The following is a 19,213-nucleotide window of genomic DNA, read 5'->3' as shown; positions in this document are numbered from 1 at the left end:
GGAGCCGGAGCGGGAGCCGGTGCCGGGGCGGCAGCCGTCACGGCCGGGACGGTGCCGTCACCGACCGCGGCCCGCTGCTCGAAGTACTCCTCCGAGCTCTGCTGCTTGGCGACGCGGGCGGGCGCGGGCTCGTACTCGGCGACGCGCTCCTCACGCGGCGCGGGAGCGGGCGCCGGGGCCTCCTCCACCGCGATGTCGTTCTGATCCGGCAGGATCGTCGCCAGGCCGCGCAGGGCCCGGCCGAAGTCGGGATCGATGAGGTCCGAGGCCGGGTCGTCGAGCGGCACCACCGAGCCGCCGTGCGCGTCGGGCTGGTAGCGCCAGTGCGCGGCGATCACGGAACGGCCCGCCTGCCACTGCAATTGGGCCACCCAGTAGCCCTTCTCGTCCTTCCAGGCGTCCCATTCGGCGACCTCGATATTGTGGCCGCGCTCGGCGAAGGCGGCCGACACGATCTCGATCAGGGTCTCCACGGCGGGGCCGTCGTTGCGGACCGGGTGCGCCTTCTGCGCCAGCTCGGCGGCCCGGGCGCGTTCCAGCAGAACGGGATACGCGAAACGCTCGACCCGCGACAGCGGCATGCCCGACTCTTCGGTGACCTGCTCCACCGAAGCACCCGCGCGGATACGGGCCTGGATATCGCGAGGACGCATCGTGGCTTCCGTTTCGATCTCGATTTGGCCGAATCGGGCAAGATCTCCGCGGGCAGCGGCGCGCAGTTTGTCATCGGCGGCGAGCCGGTACTTCTGGCCGCTCTCGGTATCGATGCACACGATGTGCGTGGAATCGGGCGTCAATCCGATCACTCGAAGTTCACGCACCGTTACCTCCTGTTCGCTGCGCAACTCACAGCTATAGCTAGGCTCGCGACACCGCCCACGTTCTGGAACAGTAGTGCACTTCTGTGAATCATGGGGCAAGACACGCGGCGTGGAAATCTGTTCCCAGACTTCCACGCCGCATTAGTGTGAGCGATTCGCCTCTGCGGCGAAACCGATTTCACGCTCTCGCGAAGATCGTGAGAAAACCGTGAACCGGCGCTGTTTTTACTGCTCAGCCGAGCTTTTCGACGACCCAGTCGATGCTGCGGGTCAGCTGCGAGACATCCTCGGGGTCGATGGCCGGGAACATGCCGATGCGCAGCTGGTTACGACCCAGCTTCCGGTACGGCTCGGTGTCAACGATTCCGTTGGCGCGCAGCACCTTCGCCACCTGCGCGGCGTCCACGCTGTCGGCGAAGTCGATGGTGCCGACCACCTGCGAGCGCAGCGCCGGGTTCTGCACGAACGGCGTGGCGAATTCGCTGGTCTCGGCCCACGAGTACAGGCGCGAGGAGGAATCGGCGGTGCGCTTCACGGCCCAGTCCAGACCGCCGTTGCCGTTCAGCCATTCGATCTGGTTGGCGAACAGCAACAGGGTGGCAAGCGCCGGGGTGTTGTAGGTCTGGTCCTTGGTGGAGTTGTCGATCGCGATCGGCAGCGAGAGGAACTCGGGGGTCCAGCGACCCGAGTTCTTGATCTCCTCGACGCGCTCCAGGGCCTTGGGGCTCATGAGCGCGATCCACAGGCCGCCGTCGGCGGCGAAGCACTTCTGCGGGGCGAAGTAGTACACGTCGGTGTCGGCGATGTTCACCGGCAGGCCGCCCGCGCCGGAGGTGGCGTCGATGGCGATCAGGGCGTGGTCCGAGTTCGCCGGGCGCGACACCGGAATGGCGACACCGGTGGAGGTCTCGTTGTGGGCCCAGCCGATGAGGTCGACCGAGGGGTCGGAGGTCGGCTCGGGCGCGTCGCCCGGCTCCGACTTCACCACGATCGGGTCGCCGATGAACGGGTTGCCCTTGGCGACCGAGGCGAACTTCGAGGAGAACTCGCCATTGCTCAGGTGCAGCGACTTCTCGCGGATCAGGCCGAAGGCGGCGGCGTCCCAGAACGCGGTGGTGCCGCCGTTGCCCAGCACGACCTCGTAACCGTCGGGCAGGGAGAACAATTCGCGCAGACCGGAGCGCACCCGCGCCACCACGTCCTTGACCGGCTTCTGCCGGTGCGAGGTACCGAACACCGAAGCGCCGGTATCCACCAGGGACTGCAGCTGTTCGGGACGCACCTTGGAGGGTCCGCAGCCGAACCGTCCATCGGCGGGCTTGAGATCGTCGGGGATGGTCGGGAACGCAGAGGTCATGGCGACAAGGGTAAAGGTGCTATCACCCACGCTCACCAGCGGGTCGGCCCGCAAAAACAATTCCTGTCACCTGATTCGACAAACCCCGCGTATTGCTGTGTCCGGCACCACACAAGCACTACGGTTTACCGCCATGGACATGGCCGCACACGAGCGACCGCACACCACCTCCGACCACCCGTCGGATCCGGCCCCCAGCGCCTCCCTCAATCCCGGCCGCCCACACCGCGGTCCGGACGCCCCGCACCCGGCGACCGCACAGGGCCGATCCGCGCCCCCGCCCCGCCTCGGCCTGCTCGCCCGCCTGTCCTCCCAATTCGGTTCCCGCGGCCTCACCCGCCGCGGCCCCGCCCTCGACGACGCCGCCCGCCGCGAACTCCTCCTACATGGAACCGAGGGCACCGCCACCATCCTCAGCGTCCGCTCCACCACCAAAACCTTCCCCGCCGAGCCCGGTCCGGAGTTCTGGGTGCGGATTCAGCTCGAGGAGCGGCACGCGTACGAGACGCGGGTTCGCCAGCGCGTCAGTGCCTCTGATCAGGAGTGGATGCAGCCGGGGGACATCGTCTGCTGCCGGGTCGATCCCGGGGATCACGACCGGGTGGTGTTGTATCTGCCCGCGCCGGAGGAGACTTCGCGCACCAATATCGCCAAGATCCTGGCCGACGGGCGCCGTGCTCGCGCCACGGTGCTGGCCGCTACGCCCGTCGCCGCCGACTACACCGGGCGCGACGACCCGGTGCTGCGGCTGGATCTGGAACTCCACGCGTGGGACGAACCCGGCCCGTGGCGGGTCCGCGTGGTGCAGCCGGTCCCCTTGTCCGCCATGGAGTTGGTGGACCTCGGCCGCCACCTCGAAGTCGCCTTCTTCACCGTCGACCGCGGGGAGTCCGTGGCCGTGGACTGGGCCGCGTCGCGGGAGGCGTGACCCGAAGGCTGGGGCGTGGCCCGAAAGGCTAGGGCAGGTGGACGAATTGGAAGCCGTTGGCCTTGAGGGCGGGGAGGGCGGCGAGCATGCCGGGGCCGGTGCCGGATTTGGGGCGGTGCATGTGGGCCAGGGAGATGCCGCCGGATTTGGCGGCGCCCATGGCGTTCTGGACCTGGGCGGCGGAGGCGGTCGCGCCGAAATCGGCGTTGACGGAGTAGCCGACGGGGGTTTCGCCGAGCTCCTTGACGATGGTGACCGAGACGTCGTCGTAGTGGGCGGTGCCCGCGCGGAAGAAGCGCGGCGCGTGGCCGGTGATGGCGGCGATGCGCTGGTGGTTGCCCCACACCTCGTCCACGGCGGCCTGCGCGGAGACGGTGCCCTTGATCTCGTAGGCGGCGCGGCCGGTCACCGAGAGCGGGCAGTGCGCGGTGCCGTGATTGGCGATCTCGAACAGCGGGTTGCCCGCGAGCTGGGTGGCGCGGGCCGGATTGGCGTCGATCCAGCGCTTGTTCAGGAACAGGGTGGCCGGGATCTGCTGGGCCTGCAGGAAGGCCAGCAGGTTCTCGTCGATGTCATTGTTGCCGGGCCCGCCGCAGGCGTCGAAGGTGACCGCGAACTGCTTTCCGGTGGCATTGAATCCGGTGATGATGCCGTCCAGATCGGTGCCCCAGCCCTGCGGCTGCCGACCGGCGTACTTGGCGGCCACCGCGTCGGGATTGGCGGTATTGATGGGCAGCTTGGCGGGTGCGGTGCCCGGATCGACGCCGGCCCGCGGCGGCTCCAGGATGCGGTCGGACGAATTGCCGTTCGCCACACCGCATCCGGCGGTGGCGAGGCTCGCGGCGAGCGCCGCGCCCGCGGCGAAGAGGCCGCGCCTGGACAGTCCTGCGTCGAGCACCGGTGCAGGTTATGTGAATTCGATCTCAGGTGCCAGAACCGGAATCAGGGTTTTTTCAAACGTCGCGGTCTGGCAACCAGCTCGCCACCGCAGTTGGGGCAGACGTAATCCATTGTTCGACCGCAGGATTCACAGAACGAGCACTCGTAGGAGCAGATGAGGGCCGGGCCGTCGGCGGGCAATTCGGCTACCTCACAGCGCTCACAGCGTGTCCGCATCTCCAACGCCATCGCGGCCTCCCTCTCTCACATGCCCTCGACCCCGGTCCACGAGTGTGATCGATTTCCAGTTCATCCCGGAGGCCGGATTGCTCCAGACTGTAGCCTGCCCGACCGAACCAACCCTTTTGCAAGGAAGCGCATTGACATACCCGAACAACCCGTACCCGCAGCAGCAGCCGGGGTACGGCTACCCGCCCGCCGACCAGCCCGCCCCGGGCTACGGCGCACCCCAGCCGGGGTACGGCGCACCGCAGCAGCCCGCGTACGGCGCGCCCCAGCCCGGCTACGGCGCTCCCCAACCGGCCTACGGCGCACCCCAACCCGCGTACGGGCAGCCCGCCTATGACGCCCAGTCGCCCTACGGCGCGCCGCAGCAGCCCGCTTACGGCGCACCCCAACCCGCTTACGGCGCACCGCAACCCGGTTTCGGCGCACCGCAACCCGGCTACGCTCCGTTCGGGGGATACGGGGCGCAGTACGCGAGCTGGGGCGCACGGGTGGGCGCGTACCTGATCGACGGCGCCATCTGGATCCTGCCCGGCATCATCCTGCGGACCATCGCGGTCACCGCGGGTACGTCGAAGGTGACCTACGACATCGACTCCAACTATCACACCACCTACAGCGGCGGCGGCCTGAACGCCTTGGGCTGGATCTGCCTGCTGCTCGCCTTCGTGGTCGGTATCGCGGGTCTGCTGTTCATCTGCCACCAGGAAGGCACCACCGGCCAGACCCCTGGCAAGAAGGTGGTCGGCATCCGCCTGATCCGCGAATCCACCGGGCAGCCGGTCGGTTTCGGCCTGTCGATCGGACGCCGCCTGCTCCACTTCATCGACGCCCTCCCCTGCTACCTCGGCTTCCTGTGGCCCGCCTGGGATGACAAGAAGCAGACCTTCGCAGACAAGGCCGTGAGCACCATCGTCGTCAAGGCGTAGCTCGAATACCGAAAAACAATGGCCCCGCAGCGTTTTCGCTGCGGGGCCATTGCCATATCGGTCGATCTACTTGTGCGACACCAGATCCCAGCCCGGCACGGTCTCCGGCAGGCGCGGCGCCGGCCCGGTGTAGATGGCGGCCGGGCGGACCAGCTTGCCCAGCTTCTTCTGCTCCAGGATGTGCGCACACCAGCCTGCGGTGCGTCCGCAGGTGAACATGGCGGGCATCATGTGCGCCGGAACCTCGGCGAAGTCCAGGATCACGGCGGCCCAGAACTCGACATTGGTCTCGATGGCGCGGTCGGGGCGGCGCTCGCGCAGCTCGGCCAGCGCGGCCTGCTCCAGCGCGGCGGCGACCTCGTAGCGCGGGGCGTCGAGGCGCTTGGCGGTCTCGCGCAGCACCTTGGCGCGCGGGTCCTGGGCGCGGTAGACGCGGTGGCCGAAGCCCATCAGCTTTTCCTTGCGGTCCAGGATGCCCTTGACCAGAGCCCGCGCGTCGCCGGTCTTCTCGACCGCTTCGATCATGGGCAGCACGCGGGCCGGGGCGCCGCCGTGCAGCGGGCCGGACATGGCGCCGATGGCGCCGGACAGCGAGGCCGCCACGTCGGCGCCGGTGGAGGCGATGACGCGGGCGGTGAACGTGGAGGCGTTCATGCCGTGCTCGGCGGCCGAGACCCAGTAGGCGTCGATGGCCTCGACGTGGCGCGGGTCCGGGTCACCCTTCCAGCGGGTCATGAACCGCTCGGTAATGGTCTTGGCCTCGTCGATCTTGGCCTGCGGCACGGCGGGCTGGTAGATGCCGCGCGCCGACTGGGCGACATAGGACAGCGCCATGACCGAGGCGCGCGCGAGGTTCTCGCGGGCGGTGTCGTCGTCGATGTCCAGCAGCGGCTGGTAACCCCAGATCGGGGCCAGCATGGCCAGGCCCGCCTGCACGTCCACGCGCACGTCGCCGGTGTGGATGGGCAGCGGGAACGGCTCGGCGGGCGGTAGGCCGCGGCCGAATTCGCCGTCCACGAGCAGGGCCCACACATCACCGAAGGTGACCCGATTGCCGACGAGGTCCTCGATGTCGACGCCGCGGTACCGGAGCGCACCGCCGTCCTTGTCGGGTTCGGCGATATCGGTGGTGAAGGCCACCACGCCTTCGAGACCGCTCACGAAGCCGTCGGGGACGACATTGGGTACCGCAGCGCTGGCAGTCATGTTGTGACTCTCCTTGCAAATCGGGCCGCCCGATCGATGGGCGGCCACGCCGATCAAACTGGAGCTTAACGCGCGCATTACCGCGGAGTAACGTCTGGCCCATGGTTGACCAGGAGAAATTCGCCACTACAGACCTCGATCTCGCGGCCTTGCGCGTCGAGTACGGCGTCGATCAGGGCGACAATCATCCGGGCCGTGAAACCGACCTGGACGAGACCTGGCTGGCCGACGGCTGGGAGCCCTTGCTGCGCAATTGGATCGAACACGCCACCAGCGCGGGCCTCACCGATGCCAACGCCATGGTGCTGAGCACGGTCGAGATCACCGAGACCGGCCCGAAGCCGTCCTCGCGAACCGTCCTGTGCAAGGGGCTTTCTCCCGAAGGTGTGACTTTTTACACCAATTACGAATCCTTCAAGGGCCGTCAGCTCACCCAAACCCCCTACGCCTCGGCCACTTTCGTGTGGACCCCGCTGGGCCGGCAGGTGACCGTCCGCGGCCCGGTGCATCGCGTTTCCACCGAGGTGACCGAGGTCTACTGGCAGTCCCGGCCGCGCGGCTCGCGACTCGGCGCGTGGGCTTCGGAGCAGTCCCGGCCCATCTCCTCCCGTGCCGACCTGGACCGGCAGATGGATGCGACGACCGCCCGCTTCGCGGACGTCGACGAGGTCCCGCTGCCCCTGTTCTGGGGCGGCTTCCAGATCCAGCCCGAGACCGTCGAGTTCTGGCAGGGCCGCCGCAGCCGCATGCACAACCGGATCAAGGTCACCCTGGAACCGGGCAACATCGATGTGGTCGCGATGAAAATCGAACGCCTGCAACCCTGATCGATCTTTCCATCCCGAGAGAGTTGGATATCTCACGTTCAAATGGTGGGATGATCCGCCCAAAAAGCGTAGCCAGGTGCTGTTTCGCCTGGCTAATGTTGTGTCGGTGAAATTGCTCGCCGACATAACTCCATTACGGAATCCCGACTACCGACGGTTGTGGACCACCGGAATCGTCACCGTCATCGGCGCGCAGCTGTCCGTAGTAGCTGTTCCGAAGCAGCTCTACGACATCACCCATTCCTCTTCCTATGTCGGTCTGGCCGGGCTCTTCGGTCTGATCCCCCTGATCGTCTTCGGCTTGTGGGGCGGCGCGCTCGCCGACGCCATGGACCGCCGCAAGATGCTGCTCTTCACCAGCGCGGGCACGGGTCTCACCGCCCTCGCCTTCTGGGCGCAGGCCGCCGCCGGGCTGAACAATGTCTGGCTGGTGCTCGTCCTGTTCGCGGCCCAGCAGGCGTTCTTCGCCATGAATCAGCCCGCCCGCAGCGCGATCTACCCGCGCCTGCTCCCGCCCGAGCAGCTCCCGGCGGCCAACTCCCTGTCCATGACCGTCATGCAGTTCGGCGCGATCGCCGGACCGGTCCTGGCGGGCATGCTGATTCCGCTCGCGGGCCTGTCCACGCTGTATCTCCTGGACGCCATCGCCCTGCTGGCCACCCTGTGGGCCACCTGGAAACTGCCCCCGATCCCGCCGCACGGCGAGACCCGGCGCGCGGGCCTGCGCGAGGTCTTCGACGGTTTCGCCTATCTCGCCACCCAGCGAATCCTGTTGGCCTCCTTCGCCGTTGACGTGGTGGCCATGGTGTTCGGCATGCCGCGCGCCCTGTTCCCGCAGATCGCGCAGGACAGTTTCGGCGATTCCGCTTCCGGCGGAACGGCTCTGGGCCTGCTCTTCGCTGCCATGTCGGCGGGCGCGGTGCTGGGCGGGGTGTTCTCCGGCTGGCTCTCGCGGGTGCGCCGGCAGGGCCTGGCGGTGGTGATCCTCATCGTGCTGTGGGGTGTGGGCATGATCGGCTTCGGCCTGGCCGTGGGCCTGGTCGGGCACGGTCTCACCATGACCGTCGCGCTCTGGATCGCCCTGGCCTGCCTGGCCTTCGGCGGCGCGGTCGACATGTTCTCCGCGGCGCTGCGCACCACCATGCTGCAGTCGGTGGCGACCGACGAGATGCGCGGCCGCCTGCAGGGCGTCTTCATCGTGGTGGTGGCGGGTGGACCGCGGATCGGTGATGTTGCGCACGGTTTCGCGGCGGCCGCGGTGGGTACCGCTGTGACAGCGGCCGGCGGCGGTGTGCTGGTCGTGATCGGCATGATGATCTCGATCGTCGCCTTCCCCGCCTTCGTGCGATACCGGGTCGCACGTGCGCATTCGGAAGTGCAGCTCGCCTGATATTTCCGGTGTTCATGCACATAGCACATGACCGCCGCTCGCCTCACCTGCGAACGATGTGACTGTGAGGTAGCAAAGAGACACCCTCGTTAGTCGGGCCTACCGGACAGCGGCTAGCGTTGACTCAAGCGCATCGCGCGCCGACCGCGCCGATGCCTACGGTTACAAGCCTGAGAGGGATCCTTCCGTGCCCGCTGAGAACATCATCAACGTCGACGACGACGCCAAGCCGGTACTGCAATACCCGGGCGGCGAGTACCCGATGACCGTCGCCAAGGCCGTCGAGGGCAATGACGGGATCGACCTGGGCAAGCTGCTGGCCAGCACCGGGTACGTCACCTACGACCCCGGTTTCATGAACACCGCCTCGACCAAGTCGGCCATCACCTACATCGACGGTGAGGCGGGCATCCTGCGCTACCGCGGGATTCCGATCGAGCAGCTGGCCGGCAAGTCGACCTTCATCGAGGTCAGCTACCTGCTCATCTACGGTGAGCTGCCGACCCAGGCCCAGCTCGACGATTTCACCGATCGCATCCGCCGCCACACCCTGCTGCACGAGGACCTGAAGCGGTTCTTCGACGGCTTCCCGCGCAACGCGCACCCGATGCCGGTGCTGTCCTCCGCGGTCAACGCGCTCTCGGCCTACTACCAGGACTCGCTGGATCCGCGCGATCCCGAGCAGGTCGAACTGTCCACCATCCGACTACTCGCCAAGCTGCCCACCATCGCGGCCTACGCGTACAAGAAGTCGGTCGGCCAGCCGTTCCTGTACCCGGACAACTCGCTGTCGCTGGTGGAGAACTTCCTGCGGATGACCTTCGGCTTCCCGGCCGAGCCCTACGAGGTCGACCCGGAGATCGCCGCGGCGCTGGACATGCTGCTCATCCTGCACGCCGATCACGAGCAGAACTGCTCGACTTCGACCGTGCGCCTGGTGGGTTCGTCCGACGCCAACCTGTTCACCTCCGTCTCCGGCGGCATCAACGCGCTGTGGGGCCCGCTGCACGGCGGCGCCAACCAGGCCGTGCTGGAGATGCTGGACGAGATCAAGGCCTCCGGCGGCGACGTCAAGGAGTTCGTCCGCAAGGTCAAGAACAAGGAAGACGGCGTGAAGCTCATGGGCTTCGGGCACCGCGTCTACCGCAACTACGACCCGCGCGCGACCCTGGTCAAGCAGGTCGCGGACAACATCCTGGCCAAGATCGGCGGCGACGACCAGCTGCTCGACATCGCCAAGTCGCTCGAAGAGGCCGCCCTCACCGACGACTACTTCATCGAGCGCCGGCTGTACCCGAACGTCGACTTCTACACCGGCGTCATCTACCGGGCCATGGGCTTCCCGACCCGCATGTTCACCGTGCTCTTCGCCATGGGCCGCCTGCCGGGCTGGATCGCCCACTGGCGCGAAATGCACCGCGAGCCTTTGAAGATCGGCCGCCCGCGCCAGATCTACACCGGCTACGGCGAGCGCGACTACATCGAGATCAACGGTCGCTGACCTCGACGGGCCCTGTGCCCGAACGCTTTTCGGCGAAACCCCGTCGTCACCCTTGGTGGCGGCGGGGTTTCGCCGTTGCGGGTCACTGTCCGACGAGTTCGACGGCCTCGCTGCCGTCCTCGTCGACGAGCACGGTGCCGACCATGGGCGCGCCGATGTAGGTGTAGACCTGGGCGATCGCGCCCGCGGCCGTGGAGGTCGCCGAGTCGAGTCGCCATGCGGCAGCGGCGGTTCCGTCCTCGAAGAGGCGGCGACCCTTGCCGAGCACCACGGGAAAGGTGAGCAGGCGCAGTTCGTCGACCAGTCCGGCCGCCAGCAGTTCGCGGGCCAGCGCGCCGCTGCCGTGGACCTGCAGGGTGCGGCCCGGCTTCGCCTTCAGCGCGCGGACCTCCTCGATCAGGTCGCCGGTGAGCAGATGCGAGTTGTGCCAGGTCAATTCGCGCGCGGTGGTGGAGGGCACGTACTTGGGCAGGGTGTTCAGCGCCGTGGCCATCGGATCTGCGGGGTCGGTGACCCGCGGCCAATGCGCGGACAGCAGGTCATAGCTCTTGCGCCCCAACAGGAATGCGTCGGCGTCGGCGACCCAGCCCACTACGGTCGCCCCCATGTCCTGATCGGCGAAGGGGATGAGCCAGCCGCCGAGGTCGAAACCGCCGGTCGGGTCCTCCTCCGGTCCGCCCGGCGCCTGCAGCACGCCGTCCATGGACACGAACATGGTGACGGTGAGTTTCATGGCGGGTTCCTCTCCATTAATCTGTACGGTGTTCAGAAGATCTGTACGGCGTTCAGAATGGCGCAGGTTTCTGGACGCTGTCCAGATTATGTGATGCAGGCCATAAGGAGGGAACCGTGAGCGAGACGCGGGACAAACCCGGCCGGCGAGCCACCTACCGGCACGGCGCATTGAAGGAAGCCCTGGTCGAGGCCGGAATCGAAATGGCAAGGGAGAGTGGGCCGCAGGCGATCGTGCTCCGCGAGGCGGCCCGCCGGGCGGGCGTCGCACCCAATGCCGCCTACACCCACTTCGCCGATCGCGACGCCCTGGTGCAGGCCGTAGCCCGGGTCGCCCTGGCCCGGCTGGCGGGGTCCATCGTCGCGGACCAGCAGGCGCTACCGGAAATCGGCGATCCGGCCGCGCTGGCCCGCGCCCGTTTCCGGGCGGTCGGCACCGGGTACCTGCGCTTCGCCCGCGCCGAACCCGGCCTGTTCCGAACCGCTTTCGCGACCCAGCACGACATCCAGGCCGTCGCCGCCCCCGAAGCCTCCGGCCCGACCGGCCGCTCGGCCGTCGAACTGCTCTCCGACGCCCTCGACGGCCTGGTCGAGACCGGACTCCTCCCGGCCGACCGCCGCGCGGGCGCGGAATTCCTGGCCTGGCCCGCCGTCCACGGCCTCGCCTACCTGGCGGTCGACGGCCCGTTCCGCTTCCTCGAGGGCGAGCAGCTCGACGAGCTCACCGAGCGACTGCTCGACATGGTCGACCGCGGAATCTGAACGCGCATCGCGAAACTGGCGGTTTTCGTTCACAAGGACTTGTTAAGGATCTTGCTGGGGCGGGGCGGCAATCTTGTTCCCGTGAGACGGAGACGATCTCACTACCACCGAAAAAGTCTGTGCGGCAAGCACATTCGGATTGATGAGGGAAAAGACATGCTGTACCTGCTCGACGCCGGCTCCTCGATCGCCGCCAACGCCACCGCCGCCATCGGCAACATCATCAACATCATCGGGGCGCTCACGGCCCCGCGCCCGTAAACCGCGCCCGGGGGAACCAGGGGGAATCCGAACTCCGGGTGCTACCTGCCGCGGCGGGGGCGGCAGGTGACACCCGGAGAAATTCGGATGCAACGGACCGAAATTCGTGGGATGTTCGATTCATGGCATCGACGAATGGCATTGTCGTGCGTTCGGCGCGCACCGAGGAGCGGGATCAGATCCGGCGGCTGTCGGAGATCTGCTTCGGAATGCGGGTCGGCCCGGCCGATATCGAGTACGGACCGCAGGTCTTTCCGACCGAGCGGGCCCTGGTCGCGGTGGACGGCGACCGCATTGTCGGGCATACCAACGACCACACCATGACGGTGACCGTTCCCGGCGGCGGCACCGTGCGGGCCTGCGGCGTCACCAGTGTCGTGGTCGCGCCCACCCATCGGCGGCGCGGCATTCTGCGCGCGCTCTACACCGAGCAGCATCGGCGCACCGAGGCCGAGGGCGTGCCGCTCACCATCTTCACCGCCAGCGAGGGCACCATCTACGGGCGCTTCGGCTACGGCCCGACCGTTGTCGAGGTCGACTTCACCGTGCGCGGCCGCACCGCCGAATTCCGGCCCACCACACCGGATCCCGGCGGCGTCCAGGTCGTTTCGCTGGACGAGGCCGAGACCGTGCTGCCCGAGATCTACGACCGCTGGCGGCGACTGGTCCCCGGCGCGCAGGTCCGGCCCGAAGCCCGCTGGCAGCAGCGGGTTTTCGCCGATTCGGTGCAGACCGAGGACGGTGCGCCGCAGTTCTTCCTGACCCATCCGGACGGCTACGCCATCCTGCGCCGCGCCTGGAGCGACGACGGGAACACCGCCACCGTCCGCGAACTGCGCGCGGTCACCCCCGAGGCGCACATCGCGCTGTGGCGGGTCCTGCTCGGTCTGGACCTGGTGAAGACCGTGGTGGCCAGCACCAGCGACAACGATCCGCTCCCCCACCTGGTGACCGATCCACGCCTGATCCGCGTCACCGCCCGCCACGACGCCCTGTGGGCCCGGATCATGGACGTCCCCGCCGCCCTCACCGCCCGCACCTACCAGCGCGACCTGGATCTCGTACTGGCCGTGGACGATCCGTTCCGCGACGCGGGCGGCGCCTTCGCCCTGCGTGTCCGCGACGGCATCGCCGAATGCGAACCCACCGACCGCACCCCCGACCTGGAACTGGGCATCGACGTCCTCTCCAGCCTCTACTTCGGCGCCTACCGCGCCCGCACCTTCGCCGCCGCCAACCGAATCCAGGCCAAGGACACGGCGCAACTCCGCGCCTTCGACGAGGCTTTCACCTCGGATCGGGACGCGGAACTCGGCTGGTTCTTCTGACGATCTATCCCCGCCCCTGAACGCCGACCCCCGAAATCAGGGTTTTCCCTGGTGGTCGGCGGTCCAGGGGCCTGGCATGCTGGTTGATGTGAAACCCATCCAGTTGATACTCAACGTCCTGTGGCTCGTGCTGGTCGGATTCTGGATGGCCGTCGGGTACGTGATCGCCGGATTGATCTGCTGCATCCTGATCGTCACGATTCCGTGGGGGATCGCGTCGTTCCGGATCGCGAACTTCGTGCTGTGGCCGTTCGGGCGGGAGGCCGTGGAGAAGCCGAGCGCGGGTGTGGGATCGATGCTGGGGAACATCATCTGGATCATCGTCGCCGGGTGGTGGCTGGCCCTGGGTCACCTGATGACGAGCATCGCGCTCGCGATCACCATCATCGGAATCCCGTTCGCCTGGGCCAATCTCAAGCTGATCCCGGTGTCCCTGTTCCCGCTGGGGCGCGAGATCGTCAGCAGCGACCGACGTTTCGGGTACTAGGGATTATTCGGACTCGTCCACGATCTGCTTCATGATGCTGACGGCCTCGGTGAGCACCTTCACCTGCTCCGGGGACAGGCCCGCCAGCTGATCGGTCATCCAGGCCTCGCGGGCCTGGTTCTCATCCAGGATGAGCGCCCGCCCGGCGGCGGACAGCGACACGATGATCTGCCGCCCGTCGGTCGGGTGCGGATTGCGTTCCACCAGATCCAATTCCGACAGCGAGGCGATGACCCGCGTCATGGACGGCGGCTGCACCCGCTCCTTGGCGGCCAGCGCGCCCGGGGTCATCGCGCCTTCGCGATTCAGGGTGGCGAGCGCGGACAGCTGGGTCAGCGAAATCTGGGCATCGGCCCGCCGGCCTCGCAGATGCCGAGTCAAGCGCACCACGGCCAGCGAGAGGTCACCGGCGAGCGCTCGAATGTCGGAAGGCGTTGTCACAGAGGCAAACGATACGGGACCGTTCGCGCACGAGTCGGCTGTTCGCGTGCGGCCCACTAGTCTGGTTGACGTGACGACACCGCCGGTACCGGAGATTCCCCCGCGCTTCACCGATCCGCGGCCCGTACTGGCCGTGGGCAGCCTCGGTTTCCTGATCGCGACGATCGCGGTCTGGGCGAACGACGCCTGGGCCACCGCGCGCCCGGTATGTCTGATGGGCCTCGCGGTCGGACTGCTCGGCTACACCATCTTCGCGATTCAGCGCCGGGGCGCGCGGCGCGGCGACAAAGGCGCGCAGCTCGGTCTGGACTGAGGAACTCACGCCCGAAGGCTTTACAAACTCCGCCTCGACGTAACGAATGTCGGGAATGCCGCACAGACCGCTGGTCCAGACCACGGTTGAAAAACGAACTTGTGGAGCGTGCGAATTGACTGCGCGCGTCGCGGACGCTTAACTCCCTGGAGTGTCCTCCCGATTGAGCGTCGAAGAACGACGGGCCCACCTTATCGAGGCAGCCATCGGCCTTGCCGAAAAAAAGGGCGTGGCAGGAGTTACCACGCGCGATGTTGCCCAGGCAGCCGGTGTTTCCCTCGGTGTGGTGCATTACTGTTTCGAAAACAAAGATCAGCTGATGACCGAGCTGGTCAAGGCGCTCTCGATGGAATTGCGTGATTCCGTCGACGCCAACGAAACCGTATGGCAGGACGTCGGAACCGGAAAAGCAGCGCTTCAACAATTGGTGCGCGCGGGTCTGGAACTCATGTGGCTCAACATCGAAGCCACGCCGGAACGGCAACTCCTGACCTACGAAACGACCACCTACGCACTACGCGAAGGGGAATCGACCCCGGCCAAACTCGCCATCGCCCGCGAGCAGTACACCTTCAACGACTCCACCGTCGCCGATGTCTGCGAGCACGCGCGCGAGGCCACCGGCACCCAGTGGACCGTTCCCGTCGGCACCCTGTCGCGGTTCATCCTCAACACCATCGACGGCATCGTGCTGCGCTGGCTGGTCGACAACGACAGTGCCGCCGTCCGTGAGCAATTGGACATCCTCGCCACCACCGTGGCAGCCCACTCGGCCTGACCCGGGCCCCCATCCTCATCCGGCGCGGACACCTGGAGTGTCCGCGCCGGACCTGATTCATGGCCCGAATCTCGAGGTTTCGGGCCCGAATCTCAACGGCGTGAGAAGTTCTGGGGCTGCGCCTGTACGTGGGTGACACCATCCTCGTGCCACCAGGCCACCGCGACGGTCGCCTCGTACGCGCCCGAGAGCCGCACCCGCAATTCGTCGTGGACCACGAGTTCGCCCGGGGGCGTGGCGAAATCGAACTGCATGCGCAGCAGCACGCCGAGCGGTTCCGCCGCCCAGGAGGTTTCGCGGCCGGCGCTCACCACCTCGGCGGTCACCGCCTCGGAAACCAGCGGTAGATCCAGCAGGGTGGCAAGGGATTTCGCGGTGGCCATGTCGCCGACCACCAGGCGATCCACCGGCAGCGCCGGGCCGAACCAGGAGCGGTCCAGCACCAGGGCGTCGGCGGCGTCGATCACCTCGCCCGACAGTGCCCGCACCTGCCCCGGCAGCACCAGCTCCTCGGTGTCCAGGCGGCCGGATTCCAGCCCTTCGGCCAGCAGCCGATAGGTCTGCGAAATCGACTCGGGGCCGGGCCTTCTGGCCGGATCGGCGAGGGCGTCGAGCAGTTCCTCGGCCAGGGCAGTGGTCAGCACCTCGGGATCGGCGAGCACGCCGCGCAGCACGCGGAGATCGTCGGCATCGAAGCCGGGCAGCTGCGGCAGCAGCCCGGCGAACAGGGTGTCGTCGGGGTGGCGCATGACGCCCAGCGCGATACCGTCGATGTGGGCGTGGTGGCGCAACCACCAGGCGGTGTAGCCGTCACGGTCGGCGAGCAGGGGGCGGGTGGCGGGGTCGGACAGCAACAGCCGCAGTGCTTCCGGCCATTCGGCATCGTCCACCAGATCCAGGTCGCGCACCGCGATCAGCTCGGCCGGATCGTCGGCGAGGCCCTCCCACCAGGTTTCCTCATCGTCGAGGTGATGGTCCGGGCCGGTCGGATCCGACTCGGCCACCAGCGTGAAGCCCCAGCCGACACCGATGGCGCGCAACGCTTCCGGGCCGTGCCGGTCCAGGACATCCGCGCCGACCGTGGTGAACGGCGAATCCTCCACCAGCACCCGGCTCAGCGGGGCGTCGGGCAGCAGCAGCTCGTCGGCAGGTGTGGATTCACCCTCGACATCGGGCAATTCGAGCAGACCCAGCCACGTCGGCAGCGTGCCGGGCGCGGCGAGGGAGTGCGCGGCCAGGCTCAGCACCGCGTCCACGGTGTCCGGATCGCTGGGATCGTCCTCCAGAATCGCCTGCAGGCCCGGATCGTTCAGCAGATCCTCCGGCGTGGCGGGCCGCGCGCCCAGCCGCCCCAGCAGCTCGTGCGCCGCCTCCGGATGCACCAGCCGCGCCCAGTGCACCGGGATCGCCGACTCCAGCCGGTCGTCCAGCACCACCGTGCGCGGGCCGGTCACCAGCCGGCCGTCGGTCAGCGGGACCGCCAGCGCACCCAGCTCCTCCACCAACAGGGGGTCCACGGCGAACGAATCCAGGGCGTCGTAGAGCGAATACCACCACTGCGGTTCACGTTCCAGGCTGCCCGACAGCTCCGCGATGCGCGCCAGGCCGATGCGATGCACGTCCAGCACCGCCAGCGCGTCCGCGTACATGCGCTGCGAAAGTTCCGGGATCACCAGCGGCCCGGCCATATCCGCCAGCAGACCGGCCAATTCCGCGGTGGCGCCGGTGAATACGCTCGCCCGCCGTGGCGCGGCCACCGGACCGCGCGGATCCGCTTGCGCCGCAACGCCCTCGCTCGATTCATCCACAACCATCCCCAGCTCGGCTGTGGATGGTTCGGTGACACCGTCGATCCCGTCCCCGTCGTAGGTCGCGACCACATCGTGCGGGCCGATGGCGTCGTGGGGTTCGACCGCATCGAAAGGCGATTCGTCCTCGACCGGCAGCTCCCACAGCGGCAGCGTCTCCGGCTCGGCCGGTCGCGCGGTGCGCGCCTTGGGGTCGGCGAAGTCGTGCTCCGCACCGGCGCGGGCGGCGTGGCCGGATCGGCCTGCTCCGGTGCGGCAGCGGCCGCCGCCTCGCCGGAGTCCGGGATCACGACACCGAACTCGGCATCGAAATCCACCGGGGCGGGCGCGGATTCGAGCACGACCTCCGGGCTCGGCTCCAGCACCGGGAGCCATTCGTGCTCGCGGAGCTCGTCGATCAGCGCCTCGCGGAGCAGGCCGTCGGCCTCGCTGCGGGCGAAACCGGGGGTCGGCACCACGACCAGGCGGTCGCGGGGCGGCAGGGCGCGCGCGAAATCGGCGTAGCCACGGGCCAGCTCGGTGAGGTGCGCGCCGGGGAGCAGGCGGCGACGGTCCGGCTGCATCGGGATATCGGCGATGAGCAGCGCCGGAATCGACAGCTCCTCATCGGAACGGGTGGGCGCGCGCAGCACGTCCGGATGGGCGGCGACCGGGCGGCCGTCACGCACCGGCAGCAGCCAGCGCGCGGGCCCGGTGCGGTACTGCCACCACACCCGCTCCTCGGAATTCGGGCCCGTGACACGCAGTTCGGTCAGACCGTATTCGAGTTCGCGCTCGGCGCTGACGATCTCGTCGCCGCCGATCCGAATGCTCTGCAGCGCGGGCAGTTCCAGCAGCAGCTCGGCCGCCTCGGCCCGCATCTCCGCCAGCAGGGCGACGGTGTCCACGTCCTCGCGCAGCCGCAGCACGATCTCACTGTCGAAGCCGCCGGCGGGCCGCTCCTCGGTGGACCAGGCCAGCCGCAGCGCGGGCGGCACGAAACCGCCCGGCGTCTCCGGGATCTCGATGCCCTGCGCGCCCAGCAGCGCCCAGGTCTCGGCGCGCGAGAACCGCACCGACCCGCTGGTCGATCGCAGCTCGATCTCGTCCGACACCGTCAGCACGGCGGTGAAACCCACACCGAACTTGCCGACGGCCGCGCCCTCGGTCTTGCCCGAGGCCCGCAGCGCGGTCAGCGCGTGCACGCCCGAAACGTCCAGTGCCGCGCCACTGTTGGCGACATGCAGGGTCCGCCCGTCCAGCCACACCGCGACCCGGCCCGGGACGCCCGCCTTCACGGCCGCGTCCGCCGCGTTCTGTGCCAGTTCGGTCAGCAGCCGATCCCGGTATCCGGATCGCACCAGGTCCGCCTCGGTGGCGGCGTCCTCCCGCAGGCGGGTGGGCGATCCGCGCCACGCGGCCACCACACCGGCCCGCAGCTGCTCGGTCCCGAACGGATCCCCCAAATCGGTCGCGATCACGCCCAAATACCCCTTCCCGCACAACGGTTTCATGGCACGCCGAACTCTGCCGGGAAACAGGTCTGCCACACCACCCGAACCGGCGTGGCGGAATTATTCGCCGCGGCTGATCAGCGCGACTCCGCGGCCCCCGAATCGGGCTCGGCGCGAACGGCATCTGACTCGACGCGAACGGCATTGACCGCCCAGGCGTCGTCGTACACCGCGTCGGGGTCCGGCACGTCGAACAGCGCGGCCACCCCCTCCTCCACGGCGGTCTCGGGCGCAGCGGCCGGGGCCGTCTCCACCGACTCGCCCGATGCGTCGACCGACTCGACCTCGGCAGCAGGCGCTTCGACCTCGGCCACCGGCGACTCGGGATCGGCGACAACGGCTTCCGCCTCGGCAGCGTCGTCCGCTTCGGCGGCAACCGGTTCCGGGCGCAGCTCGGCGACGGGGATCATTTCCACCGCCGCATCGTCGTAAGCCTCGTAGAGCGGCGATCCATTGCCGGAGGGCAGCACCACATCCGAATGCGCGCCACAGCCGTAGGCCACGTGCACGACATGCCCGTCCGCGCCCATCGCATTGGCGCACACGCCGAAGGCGGAACGCAGCGCGCCCGCGAGCGGAACGTAGAAGCCGCACAGGCCACAGGTCGACGGTGCCGCGCGGGCCATATCCGTGTCCGGACCGTATTCGGTGAACCAGCGATCCGCCGCGTCCTCGCGGCCCTCGCGCGAAAGCACCTGGGTACGACCGAGACCGATCTCCAGGGCG

At 68.3% G+C, this 19,213-nt stretch carries 19 protein-coding genes and 1 pseudogene; 10 read left to right on the top strand and 10 right to left on the bottom strand.

Annotation, left to right across the window (positions count from 1 at the left end; all coding sequences use genetic code 11):
- Together sepH and serC are read right to left on the bottom strand one after the other, a co-directional pair.
- A partial coding sequence (gene sepH / locus ON43_RS03910) for a septation protein SepH (protein ID WP_051177862.1) occupies window positions 1-821 on the bottom strand: 821 nt, incomplete at its 3' end.
- A gap of 232 nt (window positions 822-1,053) precedes the next feature.
- Window positions 1,054-2,178 (bottom strand): phosphoserine transaminase, encoded by a 1,125-nt coding sequence (gene serC, locus ON43_RS03905; protein ID WP_040803628.1) that lies wholly within the window; start codon window positions 2,176-2,178, stop codon window positions 1,054-1,056.
- Window positions 2,179-2,311: 133 nt separating this feature from the next.
- Between serC and ON43_RS46720 the strand changes: the two genes are divergently transcribed.
- Window positions 2,312-3,106, top strand: coding sequence for a hypothetical protein (locus ON43_RS46720; protein ID WP_281033298.1), 795 nt, complete (start codon window positions 2,312-2,314; stop codon window positions 3,104-3,106).
- A 28-nt stretch (window positions 3,107-3,134) separates the two neighbouring features.
- Here the strand turns inward: ON43_RS46720 and ON43_RS03895 are convergent, their stop codons facing one another.
- Complete coding sequence (locus tag ON43_RS03895; protein ID WP_245568458.1) at window positions 3,135-4,004, bottom strand: polysaccharide deacetylase family protein; 870 nt, start codon at window positions 4,002-4,004, stop codon at window positions 3,135-3,137.
- Between the two features lie 44 nt (window positions 4,005-4,048).
- Complete coding sequence (locus ON43_RS43485) at window positions 4,049-4,222, bottom strand: DUF1272 domain-containing protein (RefSeq protein WP_245568460.1); 174 nt, start codon at window positions 4,220-4,222, stop codon at window positions 4,049-4,051.
- A 143-nt stretch (window positions 4,223-4,365) separates the two neighbouring features.
- Here ON43_RS43485 and ON43_RS46715 point away from each other — a divergent pair, with 143 nt between their 5' ends.
- The gene (locus tag ON43_RS46715) at window positions 4,366-5,160 is read left to right on the top strand and encodes an RDD family protein (protein ID WP_040803612.1); all 795 of its coding nucleotides are present in this window, start codon (window positions 4,366-4,368) and stop codon (window positions 5,158-5,160) included.
- A gap of 66 nt (window positions 5,161-5,226) precedes the next feature.
- Here the strand turns inward: ON43_RS46715 and ON43_RS03885 are convergent, their stop codons facing one another.
- Window positions 5,227-6,366, bottom strand: a complete 1,140-nt coding sequence (locus tag ON43_RS03885; RefSeq protein WP_040803610.1) for a citrate synthase 2 — start codon at window positions 6,364-6,366, stop codon at window positions 5,227-5,229.
- A 101-nt stretch (window positions 6,367-6,467) separates the two neighbouring features.
- Between ON43_RS03885 and pdxH the strand changes: the two genes are divergently transcribed.
- The 3 genes from pdxH to ON43_RS03870 all read left to right on the top strand — a co-directional run bounded on the left by pdxH (window position 6,468) and on the right by ON43_RS03870 (window position 10,084).
- Window positions 6,468-7,193, top strand: coding sequence for a pyridoxamine 5'-phosphate oxidase (gene pdxH, locus ON43_RS03880; protein WP_063712479.1), 726 nt, complete (start codon window positions 6,468-6,470; stop codon window positions 7,191-7,193).
- Between the two features lie 106 nt (window positions 7,194-7,299).
- Window positions 7,300-8,583, top strand: coding sequence for an MFS transporter (locus ON43_RS03875; protein ID WP_174416444.1), 1,284 nt, complete (start codon window positions 7,300-7,302; stop codon window positions 8,581-8,583).
- Between the two features lie 187 nt (window positions 8,584-8,770).
- A complete protein-coding gene (locus ON43_RS03870) occupies window positions 8,771-10,084 on the top strand; it encodes a citrate synthase (RefSeq protein ID WP_083913143.1) in 1,314 nt (437 codons plus the stop codon).
- Window positions 10,085-10,166: 82 nt separating this feature from the next.
- Here ON43_RS03870 and ON43_RS03865 read toward each other — a convergent pair whose 3' ends face one another.
- Entirely contained in the window at window positions 10,167-10,817 is a 651-nt protein-coding gene (locus ON43_RS03865) for a dihydrofolate reductase family protein (protein ID WP_040803608.1), read from the bottom strand.
- Between the two features lie 116 nt (window positions 10,818-10,933).
- Here ON43_RS03865 and ON43_RS03860 point away from each other — a divergent pair, with 116 nt between their 5' ends.
- The 3 genes from ON43_RS03860 (at window position 10,934) to ON43_RS03850 (ending at window position 13,654) form a co-directional block, all read left to right on the top strand.
- Window positions 10,934-11,578: a TetR/AcrR family transcriptional regulator gene (locus ON43_RS03860; protein ID WP_040803606.1), complete on the top strand. Its 645-nt coding sequence runs from the start codon at window positions 10,934-10,936 to the stop codon at window positions 11,576-11,578.
- A gap of 383 nt (window positions 11,579-11,961) precedes the next feature.
- Entirely contained in the window at window positions 11,962-13,167 is a 1,206-nt protein-coding gene (locus ON43_RS03855; RefSeq protein ID WP_040803604.1) for a GNAT family N-acetyltransferase, read from the top strand.
- Window positions 13,168-13,243: 76 nt separating this feature from the next.
- Window positions 13,244-13,654, top strand: coding sequence for a YccF domain-containing protein (locus tag ON43_RS03850; RefSeq protein ID WP_245568457.1), 411 nt, complete (start codon window positions 13,244-13,246; stop codon window positions 13,652-13,654).
- A 3-nt stretch (window positions 13,655-13,657) separates the two neighbouring features.
- Here ON43_RS03850 and ON43_RS03845 read toward each other — a convergent pair whose 3' ends face one another.
- Entirely contained in the window at window positions 13,658-14,095 is a 438-nt protein-coding gene (locus ON43_RS03845; RefSeq protein WP_040803602.1) for a MarR family winged helix-turn-helix transcriptional regulator, read from the bottom strand.
- A 70-nt stretch (window positions 14,096-14,165) separates the two neighbouring features.
- Between ON43_RS03845 and ON43_RS03840 the strand changes: the two genes are divergently transcribed.
- Together ON43_RS03840 and ON43_RS03835 are read left to right on the top strand one after the other, a co-directional pair.
- A complete protein-coding gene (locus tag ON43_RS03840) occupies window positions 14,166-14,408 on the top strand; it encodes a DUF2530 domain-containing protein (protein ID WP_373283388.1) in 243 nt (80 codons plus the stop codon).
- A 163-nt stretch (window positions 14,409-14,571) separates the two neighbouring features.
- Window positions 14,572-15,186 carry a TetR/AcrR family transcriptional regulator gene (locus ON43_RS03835; protein WP_245568456.1) on the top strand — a complete coding sequence of 205 codons (615 nt, stop codon included), beginning with the start codon at window positions 14,572-14,574 and terminating at the stop codon, window positions 15,184-15,186.
- Window positions 15,187-15,278: 92 nt separating this feature from the next.
- Here the strand turns inward: ON43_RS03835 and ON43_RS47315 are convergent, their stop codons facing one another.
- The 3 genes and pseudogenes from ON43_RS47315 to ON43_RS43480 all read right to left on the bottom strand — a co-directional run.
- Window positions 15,279-16,994 (bottom strand): hypothetical protein, encoded by a 1,716-nt coding sequence (locus ON43_RS47315; RefSeq protein ID WP_157513890.1) that lies wholly within the window; start codon window positions 16,992-16,994, stop codon window positions 15,279-15,281.
- A gap of 278 nt (window positions 16,995-17,272) precedes the next feature.
- Window positions 17,273-18,487: pseudogene (locus tag ON43_RS03825) on the bottom strand (sacsin N-terminal ATP-binding-like domain-containing protein); the annotation flags it as partial.
- 77 nt (window positions 18,488-18,564) lie between these two features.
- On the bottom strand, window positions 18,565-19,213 hold a 649-nt coding region (locus tag ON43_RS43480; protein WP_157513889.1), incomplete at its 5' end, for a DUF3027 domain-containing protein.

Source organism: Nocardia concava NBRC 100430 (genome assembly GCF_000308815.1).
Classification (GTDB): domain Bacteria; phylum Actinomycetota; class Actinomycetes; order Mycobacteriales; family Mycobacteriaceae; genus Nocardia; species Nocardia concava.
Note: the sequence above shows the minus strand (reverse complement) of the source record. Positions and strands in the feature narration are given on the sequence as shown.

What these genes read in the sequence shown, in the direction of transcription:
- serC (WP_040803628.1), bottom strand. Translation starts at nt 2,178, where the DNA reads ATGACCTCTGCGTTCCCGACCATCCCCGACGATCTCAAGCCCGCCGAT.
- ON43_RS46720 (WP_281033298.1), top strand. Translation starts at nt 2,312, where the DNA reads ATGGACATGGCCGCACACGAGCGACCGCACACCACCTCCGACCACCCG.
- ON43_RS43485 (WP_245568460.1), bottom strand. Translation starts at nt 4,222, where the DNA reads ATGCGGACACGCTGTGAGCGCTGTGAGGTAGCCGAATTGCCCGCCGAC.
- ON43_RS03885 (WP_040803610.1), bottom strand. Translation starts at nt 6,366, where the DNA reads ATGACTGCCAGCGCTGCGGTACCCAATGTCGTCCCCGACGGCTTCGTG.
- pdxH (WP_063712479.1), top strand. Translation starts at nt 6,468, where the DNA reads ATGGTTGACCAGGAGAAATTCGCCACTACAGACCTCGATCTCGCGGCC.
- ON43_RS03865 (WP_040803608.1), bottom strand. Translation starts at nt 10,817, where the DNA reads ATGAAACTCACCGTCACCATGTTCGTGTCCATGGACGGCGTGCTGCAG.
- ON43_RS03855 (WP_040803604.1), top strand. Translation starts at nt 11,962, where the DNA reads ATGGCATCGACGAATGGCATTGTCGTGCGTTCGGCGCGCACCGAGGAG.
- ON43_RS03850 (WP_245568457.1), top strand. Translation starts at nt 13,244, where the DNA reads ATGCTGGTTGATGTGAAACCCATCCAGTTGATACTCAACGTCCTGTGG.